Genomic DNA, 25,946 nt, shown 5'->3' on the forward strand with positions numbered 1-25,946 from the left:
CAAAATAGCTTGGTGTTTTATATAGGGTGTTCAGGGTAGAGCTTTGTGGCTATCAGTATGTTTTAATCATTTATCTGTTGGTTTATTTTTCAATATGGCTTGAGCAGGGAAAGAGATGGATATTGAGCTGATTAATGTGCCGCAAAGTGAATTTGAGCTGGTCTTTACTGCCGTGAAACAGGGGATTTTTCCCTATGTTGAGTCGCTCTTTGGCTGGGATGACCAATTTCAACGCGAGCGACTAACCAGCTCATATCGGCCGCAATGGTTTTCGTGGATCCTGCATGGGGGAGAACGCATTGGTCTGTTATGTAGCAAGCCATATGAGGATGCCCAGCATGTTCATCTGCTGATCATTTTCCCTCAGTATCAGGGGTGGCAGCTTGGCGCTGCCGTGATGGAACGGCTGCATCAGGAGGCTGAGCGTGAGGGGAAATGCCGGGTCACCTTGTCCAGCTTCACAGAGAACCATGGGGCGATACGGTTTTATGAGCGCCTTGGTTACAACGTGGTCGAAGAGGATCAGGCGTTTGTCTCCATGTCCCGGCCGTTGGGCTGTGACCTCGGATTGAAAAAAGTGGTTAATGGAGAGTTGTGATGGCGATTTTGAATATCTTGACGGCTCCCGATCCCAGGTTGAGGATAAAGGCCGAGCGAGTTGAGGATATCGCTGCCGTACAGGGGCTGATCGATGACATGCTGGAGACCCTGTATGCGACGGAAAACGGGATTGGTTTGGCCGCGACCCAAGTCGGGCGTAAAGAGGCCGTCGTTATTATCGACTTGTCCGAGAGCAGGGATCAGCCGCTGGTTTTGATTAATCCACAAGTGATAAGCGGTACTGAAAAGGTGCTTGGACAAGAGGGCTGTCTCTCCGTGCCGTATTACTACGCGGATGTCGAGCGTTACAGCTCGGTGGTGGTATCTGCTCTGGATCGAAAAGGCAATCCGATCACCATCGAGAGCTGCGATTTTTTGGCCATTGTCATGCAGCATGAAATTGATCATCTGGATGGCAACTTGTTCATTGATTACCTGTCACCGCTCAAGCGGCAGATGGCACTCAAACGAGTTAAAAAATCTCTGAAGTCCGCCAGCTAATGTCTGCGGATAGTGGCTGGCCGTTTTAGTTATGTGGAGAGCAGGCAGAATGAAAGTGGCAAGATGGAATGTCAGGGCACTGTTTGGCCGCAATAGCAATGAGGTGCGGGGACGTTATGGGCTGAAGGCCCTGCTGTTGCTGGGAACATTGTGGGCCGCACTCCCCGTATCAGCCGATGAAGAGCAGCTGCCGGCCGAATATCGCCCCTTTGTGCAGCAGTTGGTCGATGCGGCAGAAGCCCGGGATCATCAGGCCCTTGCCAACCAGATGAAGTACCCCTTCAAGCAGGAGTATCCCATTCCCGCCATCAAAACCCCGGCGGAGATGATGAACCGATTTGGCGAGGTATTTGATGACGCCATATTAAAAAGCATCGCTACCTCCCGGGTCGGGCAGGATTGGCAGACCATGGGCTGGCGCGGCATCATGCTGGGCAGTGGCGAGGTCTGGATGGATTTTGATGGCAAGGTGATCGGTATCAATCATCAGACGGCGCAGGCAGCCAAATTGAAAGCCGAGCTTATCGCCAGGGAGAAGAGCGGTCTGCATCCCAGTGTGCGGGAGTACAAGAGCCCCGAGCTGATGTGGCAGACCGAGAAATTTACCATCCGCATCGACGAGTTGGATGATGGCCACTATCGCTACGCCTCCTGGGCCAAGGGCAAGACGCTCGCCGACAAGCCGGATCTGGTGCTAAAAAATGGCACCGTCAGGGTGGAGGGGACGGGGGGCAATCATACCTATCTGTTCACGAGCGGCCCCTATCGCTACGAGTGCGTTGTCACCGTATTGGGTGAGCGAGGAGTGCCACCGGGTGAGCTGGTGGTCTATAAAGACGACGTCGAGATAGTGCACCAACCGGTGATCAAGGTGCTGTGACAGCAAATCCATATAAAGAGAGATCAAGGAGCGGCCAGGTGCCGCTCTTTTGCTTTCGCTAACTGACAGATGATTCGCTAGCTTTGCGGCACCCTGACCCCTTTATCGAGATAGAGGCTGCTGTAGTGGGCGCGGTGGGTGACAAACATCACCTGATGGCGGCTGCCGTCGGAGAGGATAATAAAATCCCCCGCCTGAGCGGGGCTCTGCAAGGTGATCTCTTGCTCGGGGGCAGTCAGGCGATCGACATCTTCCTTGAAGGTGAGGGTGTAAGAGTACATATGGCGCTCCACTGCTGGCACATATCAAACACTCCGTTGAAGGTAGTTGCTGGCATGGGCGCGCGCGGCGCCCGATTGGCGCTGTTAGACCAAATATCAGCGATGAGAACGTGCGTGGCTTCAGTCGGGTTGTTCTGCTGAGGTGCGCTTGAGGCGTTTACATCAAGTCCATCGGTATCAAAAGCGATGGGAGAGGGGCAAAAAGGGATGAAAAAACCGCCAGCTGGCGGTTTTTCTTATGCGATGGGCCCTACTTCAGGGCCTTCTTCAGCTTCTTGATCTTGCCTTCATGCTTGGCAATTTTCTCAAGACGAGCGGCGATCTTCTTCTTGATCTCTTTCTTGCTTGCTTTGGCCATCGGTGGCGCTCCTTTGCAGTGGGGACACATCAGGTGTCAGTGTGGGTCTTCCCTTTGACGTCCCAGAGTGCCAGAGGGCTCCTTTGTGAACCAGCACTCTGTTGCTTTAATAGCCAGCTCGCTATAACTGCAAGGGGTCGAGCCAGCGCAGCAGTTGCTGGCCCACTTGCGGGCTGGCGAGCAGGGCCATATGGCTGGTGCGATAGACGATCAGGGTATGGGCGGGGAGGAAGGCAAGCTGATGACGCGCCTCGCTGTGCTGACCGAGGGCGCTGCGTAGCGGCACCAGTCCATCGCCAATCAGCCGGTCGGCCAGCAGGCTGCGCTTGGCGGCAGTGGTCGCGGCAATGGCATAGCAGTTGACGCCACAGGGCAAGGGGAGTGGCGTGCGAGGATCCTGTGAGGGGACGGCGGGATCCGGCCGTGCAACGGTATCGCTCACCTTGCCGTGGCGCAGATCCCTGATGCCTGCACTGCGCAGCCGCGCCAGTCTGACGAAGGGCTCGCTGTAGGCGGTGGCGGGCAGCAACTGCTCCAGCCAGTGACCGGCGTGTTCGAGCGGCGCGCCGTGGTGTGGTGTGCCGAGAAATATCAGGTTGGCAAGGTGCGCAGGCCAGGTGAGCCCGGCCACGCCGGCATGGTGGCGGGCGCTGCGGGCAACCAGTCCGCCCATGCTGTAGCCCATTATCGTTATCTCTTTTAGCTCTCCCGGCCAGTGGGCGAGCAACTGCTCCAGCAACAGGGCAAGTTGCTGCCCGTTTTGTGAAATGGGCAGGCCCGAGTTGTAGCGCAGGTAAAGAGGTTGATAGCCAAGCGCGTTGGCAAGTTGTTCCCCGTGATTGACCGGCTTGCCTTGGTGCTCGGTCTGCCACTGCAGATCGTTCATGCAGAGGCCATGGATCATCAGCAGCACCCGTCCCTCGCGGGGTAGATCCTCCGGCATCGCTTGCCAATCGAGGGGCTTGCCCTGATAGCGCAGGGTCATGGGGGTGGCGAGGGCATTGTGGTGCTCGACCAGCTTGTCCCCCAACACGCCGTTGAGCGTGGCGATCAGGGCCGCACGTTTTGGGGTTTCGGGGATCTGGTGGGGAGGCGGTGTGGCTGGCAGCCGGCTGAGCAATTGGTTGATACCGCTGCCCAAGGTGTTGGCGGCGCCATGTACCCCCTTGTAGACCAGCCCGGTGATCCCGGCTGTTTTTCCCTCATCTCGTCCCTTAAGCCCCATACCGCTCAGTATCGCCTGATGTACCGCTTCGGTGATCTCTACCGCGGCGGGCAGCGCCAGAGTCAGCAGGTGCGCCAGCTCGCGGATATCCGAAAGATGCCAGGAAGAGGATGGCGATGGGTCTGTGGCGTCGGTCATGGCAAGCCCTTGTGAAAGCGGGTATCGCGTTGTCGTGTCGCGAAGAGCGCTGCGTATCTCTATATCAAGCCAGCTTGCGCCCTTTGTGGCGGGTTTACCAGTAACGGGCCATGCATGGCGGGGCTGATAAGAACCGCTTGCGAAGCCGGTCACGGTAATGACAGGGAAAATCACCTCTACTTCGTTATATGAAGCCACATGGAGAGGTGATGATGTCGCTGTTTGATGAGGTGCGGGTACAGAATTTGTGTGCACGGTTGTTCGATAGCCAGAACGGAAAGGGCTGCTCCCTTGAGAGTCGGCATGGCCGCGAGTTGAAGGATCTGTTGCAGGCAGTGGCCGGGATCAAGCCGGTTAGCCGAGGTGCTCATTATGTGTTGACCGACGCGGGGCGGACTTTTCTGACCGGACAACTGGCACGGGCAGCGCCCCCCGAACCGGACAAGCGTAAGCAGCTGCGAAGCCTTGGGATGAGTTTGCCTGCACGGCTCAATCAGGCCTGCTTTTATGCTCTCTGGCATGGGGATAGCAAGCATCCGCGATCAGCATCCCTTGCCGCGCCACAGCTTGCGAACTTGTCGCTCACGCAGGATGAGGTGATCCGCATCCGTACCCTCGAACCGCTCTCACTGGTCGATCAGCAGGGTCAGCAGCACGATATGACGGCAATGATGGCGCTGCTGGGGGAATTGGCGTTGCCGGAGCGGACTCTGGGCACGCTGGCGGCCATCGGCTGGCAAGGGGAGCGGGTCATTACGGTGGAGAACAAGGGGGCCTTCGTCGACTACCCGCTGCAACCTGGGCAACTGCTGCTTTTTGCCCCCGGTCGCAATACTACCCTGGCCAAACAGCTGATCCCGCTGCTGCCTGCGGGCGTGCAGTGGGCCCATTTTGGCGATCTCGATCAACGGGGTATCGATATTGCCATCGAGCTGGCGCGTGAGCTAAATCGACCGGCCATGCTCTGGCTTCCCTGTGAGTTGCAACCTTATCTGGATCACTACGCCCGTCCGGTACGCACTTTTGCGACGGACAGTGGCAAGGTGCCCTGGCGTGTGACGAAGCAGGCTGATCAGGTCGATGATCATGGCTCGCCGGCAGGCGTTCCCTGGCTCGATAAACTGATCACAGAGGGGACTTGGCTGGAACAGGAGGTATTAATTCTGGCCCCTCACTGGCGGAGCTGGTCATTGGAAGCGATGGGCAATCAGGAGTGAAACAGGGAGCCCGCGCTCCCCGTCATTTCGTGGTCAGCTGCTTACTTGGCGTTGATGGGCCCCTTGGTGCCGGCATCATTATCGACCCAGCCATCTTCACCCTTGATGCGGCGATCCCCCTGAATGGTGTAGATGACCATGCCATCCTTGAACACCAGCGCGCCATCAGATTTCTTGGCATTGACCTTCTTGTCGTTGACCCACACCTGATCCTTGCCATCGATGTGGATATTGGCCACGGTGGCGCCGGTTTGGGGGAAGGTGGCAATCCAGCTGCCCGCATAGGGGCTGCTGCTGGTTGCCGCGGCCGGAGCATTGCCAACACCGGCTGCGGCGTTCTCAGCCTTGGTTTTGTTGATATCGCAGCCATTGAGCTCGCTCACCTGAGTGCAGCCCGAGCGCTCCAGCTTCTGCTCATAGCTCAGATTCAGACCGCCCTCCGCGGCCGGGGCGGCCGTGCCAAATCCCGCCTTGGCATTTTCCGCTTTGGTTTTGTGAATGTCACAACCCTGCGCCTCGGTGACCTGGGTGCAGCCGGATCGTTCCAGTTGCTCGGCATATTTGGCGCTGATGGCGTGGGCAGGGGCGATCCCGAGCAGGTTCAGGGTGATGAGCAGAGCGGCATTCCTGGACATAGATAATCCCTCAAAGATGTAAGTCATGCAGGTTCTTCCGCGCAGTTGCGGCAGTGAACGTCGGTCTCTTCTGAGCATCCGAGACAGATGCGCAGCTGGCGTATTCACGTTAGCACCTTGGGCCAACCGCGCCCAGCGATGTGGCCGGAAGATAAGGTGCGAGGCGATATGGGGGGGAGCGCAGGGGAGACGAGATAGCTGCAGTGTCAACGCTGGAGAGGTCCTTCCAAGAGAAAAGGTGTTGCGGGCATTATCATAATGATAACGACAGCCCCGCCGATATCATTTCAGCCCCTGAAATTGACCTTTGATGATAATTCTCACCGACAAAGGGATATCGCCTCTGATTATTATCACTCGGCTATTTTATGGCTTGGCTGATCCGCTCACCTTTTTATTGAATAAACCGCTTAAATAGCCGCTGATTTTGTGGGTGGCATCACACACTTTCGCCATTTATTAATATCTGCCTGCATTTTATTGGTTTGGCACGGTTATTGATTGCCTCATGTCGACGCTAACCGACGCGCTCACCCACAACCGGGATGCTGGTGACATCGTGAGTGAAAGGGGAGCTATCCATATCTCATCCAATGATTGGGGCGAACGATGAAAGCAGTTAACGAATTAATCAAAGAGATCAGAGCACTCAAATCCAACCTGCATGAAAAAGATTTTCTGCTGACCTGGGAGCAAACCCCTCAGGAGCTGGAGCTGGTATTGAAACTGGCCGAATCACTCAAGACCCTGCGCGCCGAAAATATCTGCACCAAACTGTTTAACAGCGGGCTCGGTATCTCGGTTTTCCGCGATAACTCCACCCGAACCCGCTTCTCTTACGCCTCTGCGCTGAACCTGCTCGGTCTGGCCCAGCAGGATCTGGATGAGGGCAAATCCCAGATCGCCCATGGCGAAACCGTCCGTGAAACGGCCAATATGATCTCTTTCTGCGCCGATGCAATCGGCATCCGTGACGACATGTTCCTCGGTGCCGGTAACGCCTATATGCGCGAAGTGGGCGCCGCACTGGATGAAGGGTTCGAGAAGGGGGTGCTGCCCCAGCGTCCGGCGCTGGTCAACCTGCAGTGCGACATTGATCACCCGACCCAGTCCATGGCTGATCTGGCCTGGTTGCAGGAGCACTTCGGCAGCCTGGAGAGCCTCAAGGGCAAGAAAATTGCGATGACCTGGGCCTACTCCCCCAGCTACGGCAAGCCGCTCTCCGTGCCGCAGGGCATCATCGGTCTGATGACCCGTTTCGGTATGGACGTGACCCTGGCCCACCCGGAGGGGTATGACCTGATCCCGGACGTGATCGAAGTGGCCAAAGAGAATGCCAAGGCCTCCGGTGGCAGCTTCCGTCAGGTCACCTCCATGGAAGAGGCGTTCAAGGACGCCGATATCGTCTATCCCAAGTCCTGGGCCCCCTACAAGGTGATGGAGCAGCGCACCGAGCTGCTGCGTGCCAATGACCACGCCGGCCTCAAGGAGCTGGAGAAACATTGTCTGGAGCAGAACGCCAAGCACAAGGATTGGCACTGCACTGAGGAGATGATGAAGCTCACCAAGGGGGGCGAGGCGCTCTATATGCACTGCCTGCCCGCCGATATTTCCGGTGTCTCCTGCAAGGAAGGGGAAGTAACCGAAGGGGTATTCGAGAAATACCGTATCGCCACTTACAAAGAGGCGAGCTGGAAGCCCTATATTATCGCCGCCATGATCATGGCCCGTAAATTCTCCGCCCCGGCAGAAACCCTGGAAAATCTGATTAAAGAGGCGCAAAAGCGGGTGAAATAAATAACGGCAGGGCAGGGTGAATATTCATCCTGCCCACGCTGTTGAATTCATTATTTCGAGTTTTCTCTCCGTGGTATCTGAATAACGGATCTCCCGGCGAGGCAGCTCTTTGTCAGGTAACGCCTAGTGAGGTAAGCATGTCCCAATTTTCGCTGAAGATGGATATTGCCGATAACCGCTTTTTTACCGCCGAGCCATCTCCGCTGTTTTCTCGCGCCGAAGCACAAAAGGCTCGCGCTTTTCATAAAAAACTGGCCGGTTATGAGCCAACCCCCTTGTGTGATTTGAAAGATCTGGCCGCCTATATCGGGGTAAAAAATATTCTGGTCAAGGATGAGTCAAAGCGCTTTGGTCTCAATGCCTTCAAGATGCTGGGTGGCGTCTACGCCATTGCCAACCTGCTCTGTGAAAAATACGGGGTGGCCATCGAGGATTTCTCCTTCGATCTCATCAAACGCACCATCAAGGAGCCGATGACCTTCGCCACCACCACAGATGGCAACCACGGTCGTGGCGTCGCCTGGGCCGCCAAACAGGTGGGTCAGCATGCGGTGGTCTACATGCCCAAGGGCTCTGCCCAGGAGCGGGTTGACCACATTCTCAATCTCGGTGCTGAGTGCATCGTCACCGACATGAATTACGACGACACCGTGCGCCTGACCATGAAGATGGCCGAAGAGCGCGGCTGGCACATCGTGCAGGACACCGCTTGGGAGGGTTACACCAAAATCCCGACCTGGATCATGCAGGGTTACTCCACCCTGGCCGACGAAGCGGTCGAGCAGATGCAGGGTATGGGTATCAAGCAGCCGACTCATGTGCTGCTGCAAGCCGGGGTCGGGGCGCTGGCGGGCGGGGTGCTCGGTTATCTGGTGGACTGCTTCGGGGCGAAAAACTTGCACAGTATCGTGGTCGAACCGGATCAGGCCGACTGCATCTACCGCTCCGGCGTGGCGGGGGAGATGGTCAACGTGGGGGGCGATATGCGCACCATCATGGCCGGTCTCGCCTGCGGCGAACCCAATCCGCTCGGCTGGCCATTGCTCAGAAGCTGCACCACCCAGTTCATCTCCTGCCACGACAAGGTGTCGGCGCTGGGCATGCGGGTGCTGGGCAACCCCCTTGGCAATGATCCGCGCATCATCTCCGGCGAATCCGGCTCGGTCGGCACCGGCGTGTTGGCGGCGGTGCGTCACCACCCGGATCGCGCGACGCTGATGGAACGTCTCGGGCTAAGTCGCGACTCCGTGGTGTTGATCATCAACACCGAAGGGGACACCGATGTGACCCACTACCGGGAAGTGGTGTGGGAAGGCAAACATCCTGCCTGCGACTAACTCTCCCGCCAGAGCAGAGACACGAATTGAAGCATTGATCGCGCCTCGTCAACGTGGCGCGGTAATGGGCACAGGGCGCTGCCGATGAACAGGCCGCGCACTCTCAGTTGTTATGGAGAATCACAATGAGCAAGCAAATTCCGTTTGAAATGGTGTTGGAGAAGGCCTACCAGTACAAGGCCGAGATGAGTCAGTTCCTGCGCGACATGATCGCCATCCCGAGCGAGAGCTGCGATGAAGAGCGCGTGGTGCTGCGTATCAAGCAGGAGATGGAGAAGGTTGGCTTTGACAAGGTCGAGATCGACCCCATGGGCAACGTGCTGGGCTATATCGGCCACGGCCCGCACCTGATCGCCATGGATGCCCACATCGATACCGTGGGCGTCGGCAACATGGCCAACTGGAAGTTCGACCCCTATGAGGGGATGGAAGATCACGAGATCATCGGTGGTCGTGGCGCATCTGACCAAGAAGGCGGCATGGCCTCCATGGTCTATGCGGGCAAGATCATCAAGGATCTCGGGCTGGAAGACCAGTACACCCTGCTGGTGACCGGTACCGTGCAGGAGGAGGATTGCGATGGCCTCTGCTGGCAGTACATCATCGAGCAGAGCAAGATCCGCCCCGAGTTCGTGGTCAGTACCGAGCCGACCGACTGCCAGATCTACCGTGGTCAGCGTGGCCGTATGGAGATCCGGGTGGAGGTGCAGGGGGTCAGCTGCCACGGCTCTGCGCCGGAGCGCGGTGACAACGCCATCTTCAAGATGGGCCCGATCCTCGGCGAATTGCAGGAGCTCAGCCACAACCTCGGTCATGACGACTTCCTCGGCAAGGGTACCCTGACCGTCTCCGAGATCTTCTTCACTTCGCCAAGCCGCTGCGCCGTGGCGGATAGCTGCGCCGTCTCAATCGACCGTCGTCTGACCTGGGGCGAGACCTGGCAAGGGGCGCTCGACGAGATCCGTGCCCTGCCAGCGGTACAAGCCGCCGGTGCCGAGGTCTCCATGTACCAGTACGACCGTCCGGCCTATACAGGTCTGGTCTATCCGACCGAGTGCTACTTCCCGACCTGGAAGGTGGAAGAGGATCACATCACCGTCAAAACCCTCTCCAAGGCTTATCGCGAGCTGTTCAACAAGGAGCCGGTGGTAGACAAGTGGACCTTCTCGACCAACGGGGTCTCCATCATGGGTCGTCACGGTATTCCGGTCATCGGTTTTGGCCCGGGTAAAGAGCCGGAAGCCCACGCGCCGAACGAGAAGACCTGGAAAGAGCATCTGGTCAAGTGCGCCGCCATGTACGCCGTGATCCCCATGCTCTATCTGGCCGAGCTGGACAAGTAAGGGGTCTGCCGGGTGGTGACTGCCATCGCCGCCCAGCTGTTGAAAGTGCCCCGTCTCCATTGAGGCGGGGCCTTGCTGTTTGAAGTGATGTTCGAGGTGGTGGGGATGAAACGGCTGATCAAAAAGGGCGTGCTGGTCGATGCGCAGGGTGAATATCGTCAGGATCTACTGATCGAGCACGGGGTGATCCGCGCCCGTGCCGCCGATATCCAGTCCGATAGCGAAACCGAGCTGATCGATGCCAGCGGCTGCTATGTGATGCCGGGTGGCATCGATGTCCACACCCACTTCAACATAGATGTGGGGATTGCCCGCAGTTGCGATGACTTCTTCAGCGGTACCCGTGCCGCCGCCTGTGGTGGCACCACCACCATCGTCGACCACATGGGATTTGGCCCGGCGGGGTGCAATCTGCATCACCAGCTGGTCCGTTATCACGAGTACGCCGCCGATCAGGCGGTGATCGACTACAGCTTTCATGGCGTGATCCAGCATGTGGATGACGCCATCCTTAATGAGATGGCCGCCATGGTGCTGGAGGAGGGGATCAGCAGCTTCAAGCTCTACCTCACCTACCAGTACAAGCTGGGGGACCATGACGTGCTGCACGCCTTGGCCCGCCTCAAGGAGGTGGGGGCGCTTGCCACCGTCCATCCCGAGAACGATGCCGCCATCGCGGCGCGCCGTGCGGCACTGCTCGCCGCTGGCCATCATGAGCCCTGGTATCACCCGCAAAGCCGCCCGCTGGAGTGCGAGGCGGAGGCGATCGCCCGGATGATCAATCTGGCGGGGCTCGCGGGCAATGCCCCGCTCTATATCGTCCACCTCTCCAATGGCTTGGGGCTGGAGTATCTGAAACTGGCGCGTCGGCAGGGCCAACCGGTCTGGGTGGAGACCTGCCCGCAATATCTGCTGCTCGATGAGCAGTGTTATTACAAGGAGAACGGGGTCGACTATCTGCTGAGCCCGCCGCTGCGCTCGCGTCGCGAGCAGGACAAGCTGTGGGTCGGTATCGCTGCGGGTGACATCGATACGGTGGCGACCGATCACTGCAACTTCTCCCACGCCCAGCGCATGACCCTCTCGGGGGGCGATTTCAGCCGCTGCCCCAACGGCTTGCCGGGCGTCGAGAACCGGATGCTGCTGCTCTTTGCCCACGGGGTGTTGGGGGGGCGCATCTCGCCATCACGCTTTGTAGCTCTCACCAGCGCCAACCCGGCGCGCCTGTTTGGCCTCTGGCCGCGCAAGGGCAACCTGCAACCGGGGTCTGACGCCGATCTGGTACTGATGGATCCCCGTGGCGAGACCCTGATCCGTCACGCCGCCTTGCACGACAACGGCGACTACAGCCCCTACGAGGGGATGCGCTGTCCCGGCCAGATCAGGATGACCCTCAGTCGCGGCGAGATAGTCGCTCGCGACGGCGAGTTTACCGGACAACGGGGGCATGGCCGGTTTTTGGCCAGAGCACCCTTTGATCCGGCGTTGGCGCCTGATCTGCACTCGCCTTGCCCCGCGGTTGCTGGCTGACAATCCGTTCGAAACAGACAGAGCAGCAAGGTTATGTGAACAACGAAAGGTGGGCCGGTATTGCGCCGGCTTGTCCCATCACTGGAGATAACAAGATGAAACAGAGAATCGTACTGGCCCTTGGTGGCAATGCGCTGGGCAACAACCTGCCCGAGCAGATGAAGGCGGTGCAGAGCACGGCGCACACCATCGCCGACCTGATCGCCCAGGGGCACGAGGTGGTGGTGACCCACGGCAACGGCCCGCAGGTGGGAATGATCCAGCAGGCGTTCGAAGTGGCGGCCCGCCACGAGCCCAAGTTCCCCCATCTGCCCATGTCGGTCTGTGTGGCCCTGAGTCAGGGTTACATCGGTTATGACCTGCAAAACGCCCTGCGTGAAGCCTTGCTGGCGCGTGGTATTCAAAAGCCGGTTGCCACTCTGGTGACTCAGGTTGAGGTCGACAAGAACGATCCCGCCTTCCTTGACCCGAGCAAGCCCATCGGCGGCTTCTTCAGCAAGGAGGAGGCCGAGGCGCTGATAGCCAAGGGCGAGCGGCTCAAAGAGGATGCCGGTCGTGGCTATCGCCGGGTAGTGGCCTCCCCCAAACCCGTCGACATCATCGAGAAAGAGACCGTCTCTGCCATGCTGGCTGCCGGTCAGGTGGTGATCACCGTCGGTGGCGGTGGCATTCCGGTGCTGCGGGAAGGCAAGCACCTGCGCGGCGCTAGCGCGGTGATCGACAAGGATTGGGCCAGTGCCAAGCTGGCGGAGCTCATCGATGCCGACATGCTGATCATCCTTACCGCGGTAGAGAAGGTCGCCATCAACTTCGGCAAACCCGATGTGCAGTGGCTCGATCAGCTGAGCGTGGGAGATGCCCAGTGTTTTATCGAGCAGGGGCAGTTTGCCAAGGGATCCATGCTGCCCAAGGTGGAGGCGGCGCTCTCGTTCGCTACCTCCATGCCGGGGCGCAAATCCCTGATCACCTTGCTGGAGAAGGCCGCCGACGGCATTGCCGGCAAGACGGGAACCCTTATCTGCCGCTAGGCGTTCCAGCTCGGGTTGAGTGTGATTGCGGGGGCCGACGGCCCCCTTGTTCATTTCGGGGCGACCATGGTCAGCGGAGGATGAGCGGCGTAAGATGGCCGCCTTCAAGCGCGGGCAAAACGTCGAGAGTTGAACCGGCGCAATGAGTGACAAGAGGTGAGTAACAAGCAAATGAGCGGAAAGATCAATATGGCGGCGCTGGTGGGATTGATCCTGCTCACCGCCATCTGGAGTTACAGCTGGATCGTGATGAAGCAGGTGATGCTCTACGCGGGGGCCTTCGAGTTCACCGCCCTGCGCTGCCTGTGCGGATCTCTGGTTCTGCTGCTGGTATTGGCCCTGCGTGGGCGCCGTTATCTCAAACCCACCCCGTTTCGCTATACCCTCGCCATCGCCCTGTTCCAGACCTGCGGCATGGTGGGGTTGGCCCAGTGGGCGCTGATCAGCGGCGGGGCGGGCAAGGTTGCCATTCTGAGCTACACCATGCCGTTCTGGGTGGTGATCTTCGCGGCGCTCTTTCTCGGCGAGCGGATGCGCAAGCTCCACTATCTGGCGGTCGGGGTGGCGGCCTGCGGGCTGCTGCTGGTGATCGAGCCCTGGCAGCTGCATCTCGATTCCATGAAGAGTGCGCTGCTGGGGATTGCCTCCGGCATCTGCTGGGGGATCAGCGCCATCATCGCCAAGCGGATGTATGCCCGCCATCCCGCGGTGGATCTGATGTCCCTCACCACCTGGCAGATGATCTATGCCACCATGGTGATGGCCGTGGTGGCGGCGCTGGTGCCGGAGCGACCCATCGACTGGCAGCCCTATGTGTTTGGCGCGCTCGCCTACAGCGCCATCTTCGCCACCGCCATAGCCTGGAGTCTCTGGTTGTTTGTGCTGAAAAAACTGCCAGCGGGTATCGCCAGCCTCAGCACTCTGGCGGTGCCGGTGACCGGCGTGCTGCTCTCCTGGTGGCTGCTCGGGGAAAACCCGGGGCCGGTGGAAGGGAGCGGCATCGCCCTTATCGTGCTGGCATTGTTGGTGATCAGTCACAAGGGCAAACGCTCCGTGGTGTCGGTGGCGGGGGAGACCCGTATCAAGCACGGCTGAGCCGATTGCCAGCGAAGAGATAAAAGGGCCCGCCATCATGGCGAGCCCTTCTGGTTTTAAGAACACTCTCTTATCTGCGCTGGGCTAGATGCATCATGGCTTCCAGCACGGCGCCGCCGATAGCGCGTGCCTTGTCCGATACCGTGGTGGCATCGGCGCGCTCGCCACGCGGGTCGATATCGCCAATCTTGAAGCCGATAGGCACTTCGATGCCATCGCTGAGCAGCCCCCGCACCATGCCGGAGAGCGGCGCGATAATAGGGGCATCCCCCACATGGGCAATCACATCTCCCTCCTGCACCAGATCACCGAGCTTGATAATGCTCTTCATCACTCCGGCGACGGGCGCGCGCACCACCCGGCGGGCGGAGTGCCCCTCGATCACCCCGGGAATACCGGTATTGGGCTGGGCGGGGCCCTGATAGATGACCCGGCCCAGATGGTGGCCACGGTTGGTCTCGATCACCGCATCGCAGTCGCGTCCCGCCTCAAAGCCTGGGCCAAGGGCCACCGTAATGGGGGCCATCTCCTTGTGAGTGCCGAGATTTTGCTTGGCGAGGATGGCATCCACCAGATAGTGGGGCTTGAGCTCGGCGAGGGTGGCACAGTCGGGGTCAACCAGTAGCGGAATGACGCCCCGATCCAGCTGCTCGAACGCCTGTTCGACGCTCTCGACCCGCTTGGCTCGTACCCCTTCGACGCTTGTTTCGCCGTCAAACATCCCCTGGGCGAAGGCGACAGTGCGACGGATCACCGTGGGTTTGTCGAGATCCAGCATCACCACCTTGAAGCCTGCATTGTGCAGGCGCAGCGCCACCCCGGTGGCGATATCGCCGGAGCCACGCATCACCACCAGCTTATCCCGCTTGAGCCGCACGTCATCCTGCATTAGCCCACCCGATTTGCCGTTTTTCACTTGCAGCAGTTCGGCGAGGATGCTGATGGCGATCTCTTCCGGGGTTTCGGCTCCTATGTTGTAACCGATGGGGGCGTGCAGCCGCTGCAACTGTTCCTGGCTCACCCCTTGCTGGCGCAGCGCCTGGGTGAAGGTCTGTACCTTGCGCTTGCTAGCGAGCAGCCCCAGATAGGCGAGGGGACGGCTTATCAGCCGCTCCAGCGCCTCCTTGTCCTGATGGTTGGTGGCGATGATAACGAAGTTGGCGGGCTCGATGGCCAGCGCCTCGATCACCGCGCTGATGGTATCAGCCTGTTTGAGGTGAGTGCCGACGGGGAAGTGATCGGGATTGAGGCTCCCTTCAAAACAGTCGCCAACATGGATATCAAAACCCAGTGGCGCGGCTGCATGGGCCAGCGCCCGGTTGACGTGACCGGCGCCGATCAATACCAGACGGGGGCGCAGACCGTAGATATCGATATAGACCGACATGGCGCCACCACAGTCCGACCCGACCGCATGCTCACCGTTGCGGGCCATCCGGCCGTGGAAGATGCGCGGCTTGCGCTCGGCAATGGCCGCCACGGCCTCTTCGATCACCAGCCGCTCGATCATGCCGCCGCCGATGGTGCCGAGGATCTGGCCATCGGCCATCACCAGCATCTGGGCCTGATGGCGGGGGGTGGAGCCACGGCTCTCGATGATCTGGGCCATGGCAAATGGCGTGTTCTCCTGTTCCAGTCGGGCTGCGTGTGCAAACAGATTCATAAGGTACCTCTTCTTATCCTTAAACCATCATGGGCGAGGCGGCTGTGCCTCATCCTGAGCGAAGTAACCGAGTGCGTGGCGAATGGGCTGTGGCTCGCGAACCGCCCCCTGCCAGATGGCATAGATCTCGGGGTGGCGGCTATGCAGCTTTATCAATTCATCGAGCCACGACGCCTCATTTTGATAATCCCCATTGATAAACCAGATCCGGCGCGCCTTGGCCGGGGTGCCCTTGAACAGCCCCTCGGGGTGGGAGAGCAGCTGGTGAAACAGAACCCAGTCGAGGGGGTCACCGGCCTCTATCCCGCACAGGGCCTGAAGCTCTGCCCAGCGGTGGATCTGCTGCGGGTCGGCCTTGGCCCCCACCATGGCGCCGCCCGTCAGGGCGATCACCCAATCACTGTTCTGGGGAATGCAAGGTTCGTGCAAAGCGGGCACTTTCAATAACTTGTGATGGGCGCCATCCGCTTCGACCAGGATCAGATCGAAGCGCTGCTGCCCCTTGATGAGATCAATCTGCTGGGGCGTGGGGCCCGCCACCTTTCCGGTGCGCTCGTCGAGATGGCTGAACAGGGCAACCAGGGTCGGGCCATCCGGCAGAGCCTGACAGCGGGTAAGTTGACGAACGGGATCCGTCTCGATAATCAATTCCCGATAGTGTGACGGGGCTGGCAGAAACATCCGGGTGGTGGTGGTAATTAGCACCCTTTTACCCTGCTTATAAAAATATTCCGCCAGCCAGAACAGGGTGCTGGTTTTTCCGCCGGCACCACAAAGGCTAATTAGCGTGGTATGATTGTCACTATTTTCAAGCAGTGGATTTAAAAGCGAACCAATATCCGGAAACGCGTGAATAACAGAGTGTGGCAAGGACATGGCAATAACCGAAATAAATAGCGAGGTGAATGAAAAGGTGCAGGCTCGGGGGCGTGAACAGTGTGACTGTATAATTACCGCAGCAGGTTTGTCATCCCGCATGGGGGCATGGAAAATGATGCTACCTTATGGCTCGGGGACAATTCTTGATGCAAGTCTCAAAAATGCCCTGGCCTTCTGCTCCCGGATTATTTTGGTCGTGGGTCATCGCGGGGCCGAACTCGCTGCCTGTTATGGGAATCGCCCCGACATTCTCATCGTCCATAACCCTGACTATGAGTTGGGGCTGGGCAGTTCCATCCGCTGCGCTCTGGCGGCCAGCAATGCTGACTACCTCTTTATCAGCCACGGGGATCTGCCCTGTATCCCGTGCGAGGTCTATCAGCAGTTGTGGCAGGCGCGCGGAGAGTTCGCCCTGTTTCCGAGCTTTCAGGGGGAGGCGGGCCACCCGGTCTTGCTGCCAAAATCCCTCGCAAGGGAGCTGGCAACCGCGCCAGCACAGGGTTCGGTGCGCCACTGGTTGCTGCAACGCCCCCATCGCACCATACCGGTCGAGAGTCCTGCCATCCTCTTTGATATCGATACCCCCGAGCGCTATCAGGCGCTGATCCGCGGCGAACTGGAGCTGCGTTCTGCCGACGAGCTTACAACCGAGCAGGGCTGAGTCGCATCGTTGGGACCCACCTCCCTCTGCATACAATGGCAGCCAGCGGGGCGGTAACGCCGAGTCATCTCGTAGCCTTTGGATAAACCGAAATAGCGACGACTGCCTTTTATATGGCAGTGACTTTTAAGCCAGCCCCGACCATATTGGCTGGGGCTGGCTTGCGATAATGCTGGATGATTTTCACCCTATCAAAGTGATATTTATCGCTGCCGATTTGATACTTCTCTTTTTTCTCTGGTATTGCCTTGAATAAAATTTCAAGTGAGTGATAACCACTCTCATCAATCATAATGGCGACATGCCAAATCGCCTTCATTAATTCGAGCCATCTCACGCTTTTACCCTAAAAAATAGTTTTTCCGATGGAGTGGCCTGATAGTTGCTCCTCTCCTTGCCAAGGGGTAATGCCCGTGCGGGATACCCCATTTATTCATGCTGCCAATGTGCAGAACAGCTGCAAGGAGATAGCCATGGGCGATATTATGCGACCCGTTCCCTTCAAGAACCTTCTGACCCGTATTTTTGCGGAATATAAAGAGAGTCAGAGCATTTTCGGTATTCCCGCCGCACAATTTTATCGCAAGCAGGACGAGCGCAAGATCAAGGTGTTCGGTGAAACCTGCGAGACCCCCATCGGCCCGGCAGCCGGCCCCCATACCCAATTGGCCCAGAACATCGTCACCTCCTGGCTGACCGGCGGGCGCTTTATCGAGCTCAAGACGGTGCAGATCCTGGACCGTCTCGAACTGGAAAAGCCCTGCATCGACGCCGAAGACGAGTGCTTCAACACCGAGTGGTCTACCGAGTTCACCCTGCCCAAGGCGTTTGACGAGTATCTGAAGGCCTGGTTTGCCCTCTATCTGCTGGAGGAGGTGTTCGACCCCCGTCTCGACGGAGAGGCCAAGTCCTTCATCTTCAACATGAGCGTGGGTTACAACCTCGATGGCATCAAACAGCCACCGATGCAGCAGTTCATCCACAGCCTGATGGATGCCAGCAGCAATCCGAAATTTGCCGAGTACCAGCAGGTGGTACGTGACCTCGTGGCCGACGAGCAGTTTATCGCCGAGCTGGGACTGGGGGCGCGCCGCGATCGCCTGCAACAGCTGGTGGAGCACATCCCGGCCAATCTGGTTCACGGCGTTACCCTCTCTACCATGCACGGCTGCCCACCGAACGAGATTGAGGCCATCTGCCGCTACATGCTGGAAGAGAAGGGGCTCAACACCTTCGTCAAACTGAACCCGACCCTGCTGGGCTACCCGCGGGTGCGCGAGATCCTCGATACCTGTGGCTTTGATTACATTGGCCTGAGCGAAGAGTCGTTCGATCACGACCTCAAGCTGGAGCAGGCCAAGGCGATGCTGACCCGTTTGATGGCGCTGGGGGTCGAGAAGGGGCTCACCTTCGGGGTCAAGCTGACCAACACCCTGGGCACCATCAACCGCAAAGGTGCGCTGCCGGGGGATGAGATGTATATGTCCGGCCGTGCGCTGTTCCCGCTCTCCATCAACGTGGCGGCCGTGCTGTCTCGCGCCTTCGATGGCAAGCTGCCCATCTCCTACTCCGGTGGTGCCAGCAAGTTCAATATCGCCGAGATCTTCGAGACTGGTATTCGTCCCATCACCATGGCCACCGACCTGCTCAAACCGGGTGGCTATCTGCGCCAGCTGGAGTGCCTCAAAGAGATCGATGCCTCCGATAGCTGGGGCATGAGTCGGGTGGATGTGGCCAAGCTGGAAGCGCTTGCCGCCAAGGCCCTCACCATGGATTACACCCAGAAGGAGTGGAAGTCCGACGATCGCATCGAAGTGGGTGGCGGCCTGCCGCTGACCGACTGCTACGTAGCGCCCTGCGTCACCGCCTGCGCCGTGCATCAGGATATCCCCGAGTACATTCGCCTGATGGGCGAGGGGGAGTATGTCGCGGCCCTTGAGCTGATTTATCAGCGCAACGCCTTGCCCGCCATCACCGGCCATATCTGCGATCACCAGTGCCAGTACAACTGCACCCGTCTCGATTACGACAGCGCGCTCAATATCCGCGAGCTGAAAAAAGTGGCCCTCGAGTTGGGCTGGGAAGGGTACAAGGCTCGCTGGCATAAACCGGCAGGCAGTGGTGACAAGCACCCGGTTGCGGTCATTGGCGCCGGCCCGGCCGGTCTCTCCGCCGGTTACTTCCTGGCCCGTGCCGGCCATCCGGTCACCGTGTTCGAGCGCGAAGCGGATGCCGGTGGCGTGGTCAAACACATCATCCCCGAGTTCCGCATCCCGGCCGAGCTTATCCAGCACGATATCGACTTTGTCGCCGCCCACGGGGTCAAGTTCGAGTTTGGCTGCGATCCGGCGCTCACCATCGACAAGCTGCACGCCCAGGGCTTTACCTATGTCTTCGTCGGCATCGGTGCCGACAAGAACGGTGGCATGCGCCTCGAAGGGGGTCACGAGCGGATTTACAAATCCTTCCACTTCCTGCGCAGCTTCAATCAGGGCAAACCGCTGCCGCTGGGCCGCCATGTGGCGGTGATCGGCGCCGGTAACACCGCCATGGACTGCGCCCGCGCCGCCCTCAAGGTGCCGGGTGTCAGCGATGTGACCGTGATCTACCGTCGCAGCGAAAAAGAGATGCCCGCCTATCGCGAGGAGTATCTGGAAGCGGTAGAAGATGGGGTGCGTTTCTGCTTCCTCACTAACCCAGAGCGCTTTGACAAAGATGGCAAGCTTGTCGTGCGGATGATGGCGCTGGGGGATCCTGACGAGCAGGGCCGCCGCCGTCCGGTGCCCACCGAGCAGACCGAAGTGATGCAGATGGATGCGCTGATCACCGCCATCGGCGAGCAGCCTGACTGCGAGGTGCTCAAAGCGATGGGCATTCCCTTGGGCAGCGATGGCTGGCCCGAGGTGGACAGCCAGACCGGCGAAACCAGCCGTCGCAACGTCTTCCTTATCGGTGACGTGCAGAGCGGCCCGTCCTCCATCGTCGGTGCCATCGGTGGCGCCCGCCGCGCCGCGGATCTGGTGCTCTCTCGCGAGCATATAGCCAGCCAGCAGAGTGAAGTGACCATCCAGCCGTCGGGCAAGGATGAGATCTACCGCCGCAAGGGAAGCATCGCCGTCACCATGGTTGACAAAAACGAGCGCGATGCCTTCGTGGCGCAAGAGGCGCACCGTTGCCTCGAGTGCAACTACCTCTGCAGCAAGTGCGTGGATGTCTGCCCCAACCGGGCCAACGTCGCCATCGCGGTGCCGGGCTTCAAAGACCAGTTCCAGACCCTGCACCTGGATGCCTACTGCAACGAATGTGGCAACTGCGCCCAGTTCTGCCCGTGGCAGGGCAAGCCCTATCAGGACAAGGTCACCATCTTCAGCCTGCCCGAGGATTTCGACAACAGCCGCAACCCTGGTTTCTATCTGGCGGATGGTGGCGAACTGCGGGTGCGTCAGGATGGCGAGACCTATCGCCTGACCATCGACGCCCAGAGCCGGATCAAGGATGCGCCAGCGGCCCTTGGCGACATGTGCCGCATCATCAGCCATGTCCACGCTCATCACCAATACCTGCTGGGGGCCGTCGAGGCCTGAACGAACAACGAATAAGCGAAGGAGCACACCATGTTTATTCTGAAGAACGTCACCGCCGTCCAGCTGGAGCCGACCCGGGTGCTGGAAGGGGTGGATATCGCCATCGAAGGCACCCTTATCAAAGCGGTGGGGCCCAATCTGCGGGCCCTCTACCCGGAGGCCAACTATCGGGAGATGGGGGGCAAGCTGGTGATGCCGGGCATCGTCTGTGCCCACAACCACTTCTACTCAGGCCTGTCGCGGGGGATCATGGCCAACATCGCCCCCTGCCCGGACTTTATCTCCACCCTGAAAAACCTCTGGTGGCGGCTCGATCGGGCGCTCGATGAGGAGTCCCTCTACTACAGCGGCCTCATCTGCTCGCTGGAAGCAATCAAGAGCGGTTGCAGCGCGGTGATCGACCACCACGCGTCGCCCAACTTCATCAAGGGATCGTTGAATGTATTGCGCAAAGGGTTTGTGGAGGCGGGTCTGCGCGGCATGACCTGCTTCGAGACTACGGATCGCAACGGCGGCCTCGCCGAGCTGCAGGCCGGGGTGGAGGAGAACATCCTCTTTGCCCAACAGATCGATGCGGCCAAAGCCAAGGGGAACGAACCCTATCTGGTGGAGGCCCATATCGGCGCTCACGCACCCTTCACCGTACCCGACGAGGGGCTGGCCATGCTGCGCGAAGCGCGGCAGGTCACCGGTCGTGGTCTGCATATCCATGTGGCGGAAGACCGCTACGACATGGCCCACGGCCACCACCACTATGGCAAGGAGCCCATCGCCCGGCTGGACGAGTTTGGCCTTATCGACAGCAAGACTCTGATCGCCCACGGCATCTACCTGAGCCCGGCTGACATCGAGCTGCTCAACAGCCGCGATGCCTTCCTGGTGCATAACGCCCGCTCCAACATGAACAACCACGTGGGCTACAACATGCACCTGCCGGAGTATCGCAATCTGGCGCTCGGCACCGATGGTATCGGCTCCGACATGCTCGAAGAGCTCAAGTTCGCCTACTTCAAACACAAGGATGCCGGCGGAGCGCTCTGGCCCGACAGCTTTGCCCGGTTCCTCTGGAACGGCAACACCCTGCTGGAGCGCAACTTCGGCGCTAAATTTGGCCGCCTGGAGCCGGGTTACAAGGCTGACCTCACCATCTGCGACTACGCCGCACCGACCCCGCTGGCACCGCGCAACCTCGGCGGCCATCTCGCCTTTGGCATGGGCTCTGCCAGCGTCAACAGCGTGATGGTCGAGGGGCGCATGGTCTATCAGGATCGCGAGTTCGCCTTTGACGTCGAGCCCATTTATCAGCAGGCCAGCAAGGTGGCGAGCCGCCTGTGGCAACGGATGGATCAGCTGGCCTAAGGCCACCCTCCGCACGTTTGGACTGAATTGCCCGCCTTGTGGATTTTCCCGGCGGCGGGCAGCAAGAGTAAGGACGACACATGATTGAGCAATTCTTCCGACCCGAGCAACTGGGTCAGGCTTTGGAACTCAAGGCCCGCTTTGGCAACGACGCCGTCTACATGGGGGGCGGCAGCAAGCTCAACGCAGCCCCGACCCGCACCGACAAGAAGGTCGCCATCTCGCTGGACAAGCTCGGACTTGGCCAGATTGAGCAGCAGCACGGCCAGCTCCATATCGGCGCTACCGTTACCCTGCAGACCCTGAAAGATGATCCCCGTACCCCGGCCGCCCTGTGCGAGGCGCTGGGGTTTGTCTACTCCCGCCATCTGCGCAATCAGGCCACCATCGGCGGCGAGATTGCCTGCCAGCAGCAGGATTCCCCCTTGCTGCCGGTGCTGCTGGTGCTCGAAGCGGTAGTAGTGCTTGAAAACAACCTGCTGCAACCCATCGACGCCTATCTGGCGGGGCAGCGCAATGCCCTGGTGCTGGGAGTGGTGCTGCCGGAACCGGAACTGCGCTGCACCACCCGCCGCATCAGCCGCAATGCCGATGGCCTGGCGGTGATGACCGCCGCGGTGGCCCTCGACAGCATTGGCGAGATGCGGGTGGCCGTCGCTGGCGTCACCCCGCAGCCGATGCGCCTGCGGGATCTGGAGCGCCGCGATCTGCACGATGCCGCGCTGGAGGCCGCCGTGAGTGAGCTGATTTCGCCCCGTGAGGATCTGGCGGGCAGCATAAGTTACAAGCGGTATATCACCGGTGTAGTGGTAGCGGATCTGCTGGTGGACTGCCAGCAGCAGGAGGTGCAAGCATGATGGAACTCAACTTTACCCTGAACGGTGCCCTGCGCACCGTCATCACCGCGGCTGGCGAGAATGCCCAGCGGGTGCTGTTCAACCAGTGCCGGATGCACTCGGTGCGCAACAGCGACGACGGTTTTGGCTTTGCCGGCTCAGATGCCATTCTCTTCAACGGCAAGGTGATCAACGCCTCCCTGCTGATCGCCGCCCAGCTGGATGGATCCGACGTGCGCACCGCCGAGTCGCTCGGCAGCTGGAACCAGCTCAGTCTGGTACAGCAGGCGATGGTGGACGTGGGGGTGGTGCAGTCCGGCTACAACGATCCGGCCGCCGCGCTCATCGTCACCGACCTGCTTGATCGCCACCCCGAGCCCACCCGTGATCAAATCGACGATGCCCTCTCGGGCCTGTTTCACCGCGATGGCGGTTATCAGCAGTTCTATCAGGCCATCGAGCTTGCCTGTTCACGGATGAAGGATCCCGATTACCTGTGCCAGATCGCTCCCGAGTTTCGCGACGATTTGCGCCATATCGGCAAGAGCTGTCCGAAAGTGGACGCCGCCAAGATGGTGCAGGCCAAGCCCTGCTACGTGGAGGATCGGGTTACTGAGGATGCGCTGATCATCAAGATGCTGCGCAGTCCCCATCCCCATGCGGTGATCACCAAACTCGACGTGAGCCGCGCCGAGGCGCTGCCGGGCGTCGTGCATGTTATCACCCACCTCAACTGCCCGGATGTGTTTTACACACCGGGTGGTCAGAGTGCTCCCGAGCCGTCACCGCTCGATCGCCGTATGTTCAGCCGCAAGGTGCGTCACGTCGGTGACCGGGTCTCCGCCGTGGTGGCCGAGAGCGAAGCCATCGCATTGGCTGCGCTCAAACTCATCGAGGTCGAATATCAGGTGCTGCCTGCGGTCATGAACATCGATGAGGCGATGGCTCCCAACGCACCCCTGGTGCACGACGAGTCCATCGTCTACATGGCAGGGGCGCCGGCGGATCTCGAGCAGCAGAACGCCAGCTCGGTACGTCGCGGTGACGAGCACATGATCATCAACTTCCCCATCGGCTCCCGCCCGCACGAGAACCTGGCCGCCAGCGTCCATGGCCAGATCGGCGATGTGGCCAAAGGCTTTGCCGAGGCGGACGAGATTGTCGAGCGCACCTACGAATCGACCCAGGCCCAGCAGTGCCCGACCGAGCCGCACATCTGCTTCACCTACATGGATGGGGATCGTCTGGTTATTCACGCATCCACTCAGGTGCCGTGGCACGTGCGCCGTCAGGTGGCGCGCATTGTCGGCATGAAGCAGCACCAGGTGCATGTGATCAAGGAGCGGGTAGGGGGCGGCTTTGGCTCCAAGCAGGATATCCTGCTGGAAGAGGTGTGCGCCTGGGCGACCAAGGTCACCGGCCGTCCGGTCACCTTCCGCTACACCCGTGAAGAGGAGTTCATCAGCAACACCTCCCGCCACGTGGCTAAGGTGAAGGTGAAAGTGGGGGCCAAAAAAGATGGCACCATCACCGCCATCGACATGGATTTTCGCGCCAACACCGGCCCTTACGGCAACCACTCATTGACGGTGCCGAGCAACGGCCCGGCGCTCTCCCTGCCGCTCTATCCGTGCGACAACGTGCGCTTTACCGTCAACACCTACTACAGCAACATCTGTCCGACCGGGGCCTATCAGGGTTACGGCGCGCCCAAGGGCAACTTTGCCCTGACCATGGCGATTGCCGAACTTGCCGAGAAACTGGGCATCGATCAGCTTGACATGGTGGAGCACAACCGGGTGCACGAAGGGGACATCCTCAAGGTGCTGGGTGCCATCGGCGAGGGCAAGATGCCCACTTCGGTGCCCCATGCGGCCAGCTGTGCCCTCGAACCCATCCTCAAACAGGGTCGCGAACTGATTGCCTGGGATAGTCCCAAACCCGCCGACGGGGATTGGCGCATCGGTCGTGGCGTCGCCATCATCATGCAAAAATCGGGGATCCCCGATATCGATCAGGCCAACTGCATGGTCAAGCTGGAATCGGACGGCACCTTTATCGTCCACTCCGGTGGCGCCGATATCGGCACCGGCCTCGATACCGTGGTGGCCAAGCTGACCGCCGAGGTGCTCGGTTGCCCGCTCAGCGATGTGCACGTCATCTCTGGCGATACCGACCATGCGCTATTCGACAAGGGGGCCTACGCCTCGTCAGGTACCTGCTTCTCCGGCAATGCGGCCAAGATGGCGGCAGAGAACCTCAAGGCGAAGATCCTGTTCCACGGCGCCGCCATGCTGGGCGAGCCGGTGGAGGATGTGGAGCTGGTTCACCCGGGGATCGTGCGCGGCAAGCAGGGGGAGGTGAGCCTCGCCAAGCTGGCCCACAAAGCGGAGACAGGTACCGGCTTCGGCATTCTGGTGGGCACTGCCAGCTACATCACCTCTGAGCTTGCCTTCCCGTATGGGGCCAACTTCGCCGAGGTGGCGGTCAACGTCAGAACCGGCGAGATCCGGCTCGACAAGTTCTACGCTCTGCTCGACTGTGGTACCCCCATCAACCCGGAACTGGCGCTCGGCCAGATCTACGGGGCGACCATGCGGGCCATCGGCCACACCATGAGCGAGGAGATCTGCTACGACAGCAAGGGCATCCCGCTCACCCGGGACCTCAAGAGCTATGGCGCGCCCAAGATTGGCGATATTCCGCGCGACTTCCGGGCCTTCCTGGTACCGAGTGATGACAAGGTCGGCCCTTACGGCGCCAAGTCCATCTCGGAGATCGGGGTGAACGGGGCCGCGCCCGCCATCGCCACCGCCATCCACGATGCCTGCGGTGTCTGGCTGCGCAAGTGGCACTTCACGCCGGAGCAGATCCTGCGCGAACTGGGCAAGCTGGAGCAAAAAGTGTCGGCATAACAAAAGAAAAGGTGAGGGGCGGGCGCCAGCTCGCCCCCAGCGCCTGACGGTGGAATGAGTACTCCGCCTACATTCTGTGTGATG

The 25,946-nt window shown here is 59.9% G+C and carries 21 protein-coding genes; 15 read left to right on the forward strand and 6 right to left on the reverse strand.

The genetic code is table 11. From position 1 onward, the window contains the following. Positions 1-115: 115 nt before the first annotated feature. The 3 genes from OKC42_RS10820 to OKC42_RS10830 are packed head-to-tail and all read left to right on the forward strand — an operon-like array spanning position 116 to position 1,981. Positions 116-598 (forward strand): GNAT family N-acetyltransferase, encoded by a 483-nt coding sequence (locus OKC42_RS10820; RefSeq protein ID WP_151285953.1) that lies wholly within the window; start codon positions 116-118, stop codon positions 596-598. After that, positions 598-1,101, forward strand: a complete 504-nt coding sequence (gene def, locus OKC42_RS10825; RefSeq protein WP_151285954.1) for a peptide deformylase — start codon at positions 598-600, stop codon at positions 1,099-1,101. Before OKC42_RS10820 ends, def begins: the two co-directional genes overlap by 1 nt. Before the next feature lie 49 nt (positions 1,102-1,150). Then, positions 1,151-1,981 (forward strand): hypothetical protein, encoded by an 831-nt coding sequence (locus OKC42_RS10830; protein ID WP_151285955.1) that lies wholly within the window; start codon positions 1,151-1,153, stop codon positions 1,979-1,981. Positions 1,982-2,058: 77 nt separating this feature from the next. Here OKC42_RS10830 and OKC42_RS10835 read toward each other — a convergent pair whose 3' ends face one another. Together OKC42_RS10835 and OKC42_RS10840 are read right to left on the reverse strand one after the other, a co-directional pair. Next, the gene (locus tag OKC42_RS10835; protein ID WP_005352285.1) at positions 2,059-2,262 is read right to left on the reverse strand and encodes a hypothetical protein; all 204 of its coding nucleotides are present in this window, start codon (positions 2,260-2,262) and stop codon (positions 2,059-2,061) included. 479 nt (positions 2,263-2,741) lie between these two features. Next, the gene (locus tag OKC42_RS10840; RefSeq protein ID WP_270819639.1) at positions 2,742-3,983 is read right to left on the reverse strand and encodes a lipase family alpha/beta hydrolase; all 1,242 of its coding nucleotides are present in this window, start codon (positions 3,981-3,983) and stop codon (positions 2,742-2,744) included. A 212-nt stretch (positions 3,984-4,195) separates the two neighbouring features. On the opposite strand from OKC42_RS10840, the gene OKC42_RS10845 reads away from it, so the two are divergent. Next, positions 4,196-5,200, forward strand: coding sequence for a Wadjet anti-phage system protein JetD domain-containing protein (locus tag OKC42_RS10845; protein ID WP_270819656.1), 1,005 nt, complete (start codon positions 4,196-4,198; stop codon positions 5,198-5,200). 41 nt (positions 5,201-5,241) lie between these two features. Here OKC42_RS10845 and OKC42_RS10850 read toward each other — a convergent pair whose 3' ends face one another. Then, a complete protein-coding gene (locus tag OKC42_RS10850) occupies positions 5,242-5,835 on the reverse strand; it encodes a hypothetical protein (RefSeq protein ID WP_151285957.1) in 594 nt (197 codons plus the stop codon). A gap of 609 nt (positions 5,836-6,444) precedes the next feature. On the opposite strand from OKC42_RS10850, the gene ygeW reads away from it, so the two are divergent. From ygeW to OKC42_RS10880, 6 genes are all read left to right on the forward strand, one after another. Further along, the gene (ygeW, locus tag OKC42_RS10855; RefSeq protein ID WP_005336811.1) at positions 6,445-7,632 is read left to right on the forward strand and encodes a knotted carbamoyltransferase YgeW; all 1,188 of its coding nucleotides are present in this window, start codon (positions 6,445-6,447) and stop codon (positions 7,630-7,632) included. 137 nt (positions 7,633-7,769) lie between these two features. Further along, positions 7,770-8,969: a diaminopropionate ammonia-lyase gene (dpaL, locus tag OKC42_RS10860; RefSeq protein ID WP_151285958.1), complete on the forward strand. Its 1,200-nt coding sequence runs from the start codon at positions 7,770-7,772 to the stop codon at positions 8,967-8,969. A gap of 125 nt (positions 8,970-9,094) precedes the next feature. Beyond that, positions 9,095-10,312: a YgeY family selenium metabolism-linked hydrolase gene (locus tag OKC42_RS10865; protein ID WP_069528193.1), complete on the forward strand. Its 1,218-nt coding sequence runs from the start codon at positions 9,095-9,097 to the stop codon at positions 10,310-10,312. Positions 10,313-10,417: 105 nt separating this feature from the next. Next, positions 10,418-11,842 (forward strand): dihydropyrimidinase, encoded by a 1,425-nt coding sequence (hydA, locus tag OKC42_RS10870; RefSeq protein ID WP_270819657.1) that lies wholly within the window; start codon positions 10,418-10,420, stop codon positions 11,840-11,842. Between the two features lie 95 nt (positions 11,843-11,937). After that, complete coding sequence (gene arcC / locus OKC42_RS10875) at positions 11,938-12,870, forward strand: carbamate kinase (RefSeq protein ID WP_270819641.1); 933 nt, start codon at positions 11,938-11,940, stop codon at positions 12,868-12,870. 171 nt (positions 12,871-13,041) lie between these two features. Beyond that, positions 13,042-13,965, forward strand: coding sequence for a DMT family transporter (locus OKC42_RS10880; protein WP_270819642.1), 924 nt, complete (start codon positions 13,042-13,044; stop codon positions 13,963-13,965). Positions 13,966-14,035: 70 nt separating this feature from the next. Here the strand turns inward: OKC42_RS10880 and yqeB are convergent, their stop codons facing one another. Then, the gene (gene yqeB, locus OKC42_RS10885; RefSeq protein WP_270819643.1) at positions 14,036-15,628 is read right to left on the reverse strand and encodes a selenium-dependent molybdenum cofactor biosynthesis protein YqeB; all 1,593 of its coding nucleotides are present in this window, start codon (positions 15,626-15,628) and stop codon (positions 14,036-14,038) included. A gap of 27 nt (positions 15,629-15,655) precedes the next feature. Beyond that, positions 15,656-16,504 (reverse strand): selenium cofactor biosynthesis protein YqeC, encoded by an 849-nt coding sequence (gene yqeC, locus OKC42_RS10890; RefSeq protein WP_270819644.1) that lies wholly within the window; start codon positions 16,502-16,504, stop codon positions 15,656-15,658. On the opposite strand from yqeC, the gene mocA reads away from it, so the two are divergent. Further along, a complete protein-coding gene (mocA, locus tag OKC42_RS10895; RefSeq protein ID WP_270819645.1) occupies positions 16,503-17,168 on the forward strand; it encodes a molybdenum cofactor cytidylyltransferase in 666 nt (221 codons plus the stop codon). The two genes, yqeC and mocA, sit on opposite strands and share 2 nt — an antisense overlap. A gap of 109 nt (positions 17,169-17,277) precedes the next feature. On the opposite strand, the gene OKC42_RS10900 is transcribed toward mocA, so the two are convergent. Beyond that, positions 17,278-17,505, reverse strand: coding sequence for a hypothetical protein (locus OKC42_RS10900; RefSeq protein ID WP_270819646.1), 228 nt, complete (start codon positions 17,503-17,505; stop codon positions 17,278-17,280). Between the two features lie 136 nt (positions 17,506-17,641). Here OKC42_RS10900 and ygfK point away from each other — a divergent pair, with 136 nt between their 5' ends. The 4 genes from ygfK to OKC42_RS10920 all read left to right on the forward strand — a co-directional run bounded on the left by ygfK (position 17,642) and on the right by OKC42_RS10920 (position 25,862). Further along, entirely contained in the window at positions 17,642-20,752 is a 3,111-nt protein-coding gene (gene ygfK, locus OKC42_RS10905) for a putative selenate reductase subunit YgfK (protein WP_270819647.1), read from the forward strand. Positions 20,753-20,782: 30 nt separating this feature from the next. Continuing rightward, positions 20,783-22,111, forward strand: coding sequence for a putative aminohydrolase SsnA (gene ssnA / locus OKC42_RS10910; RefSeq protein WP_270819648.1), 1,329 nt, complete (start codon positions 20,783-20,785; stop codon positions 22,109-22,111). A gap of 80 nt (positions 22,112-22,191) precedes the next feature. Further along, positions 22,192-22,968, forward strand: coding sequence for a molybdopterin-dependent oxidoreductase FAD-binding subunit (ygfM, locus tag OKC42_RS10915; protein WP_270819649.1), 777 nt, complete (start codon positions 22,192-22,194; stop codon positions 22,966-22,968). Then, complete coding sequence (locus tag OKC42_RS10920; RefSeq protein WP_270819650.1) at positions 22,965-25,862, forward strand: molybdopterin-dependent oxidoreductase Mo/Fe-S-binding subunit; 2,898 nt, start codon at positions 22,965-22,967, stop codon at positions 25,860-25,862. Before ygfM ends, OKC42_RS10920 begins: the two co-directional genes overlap by 4 nt. Positions 25,863-25,946: the final 84 nt, after the last annotated feature.

The sequence above is a fragment of the Aeromonas sp. Y311-2 genome (assembly GCF_027706025.1).
Lineage (GTDB): Bacteria > Pseudomonadota > Gammaproteobacteria > Enterobacterales > Aeromonadaceae > Aeromonas > Aeromonas veronii.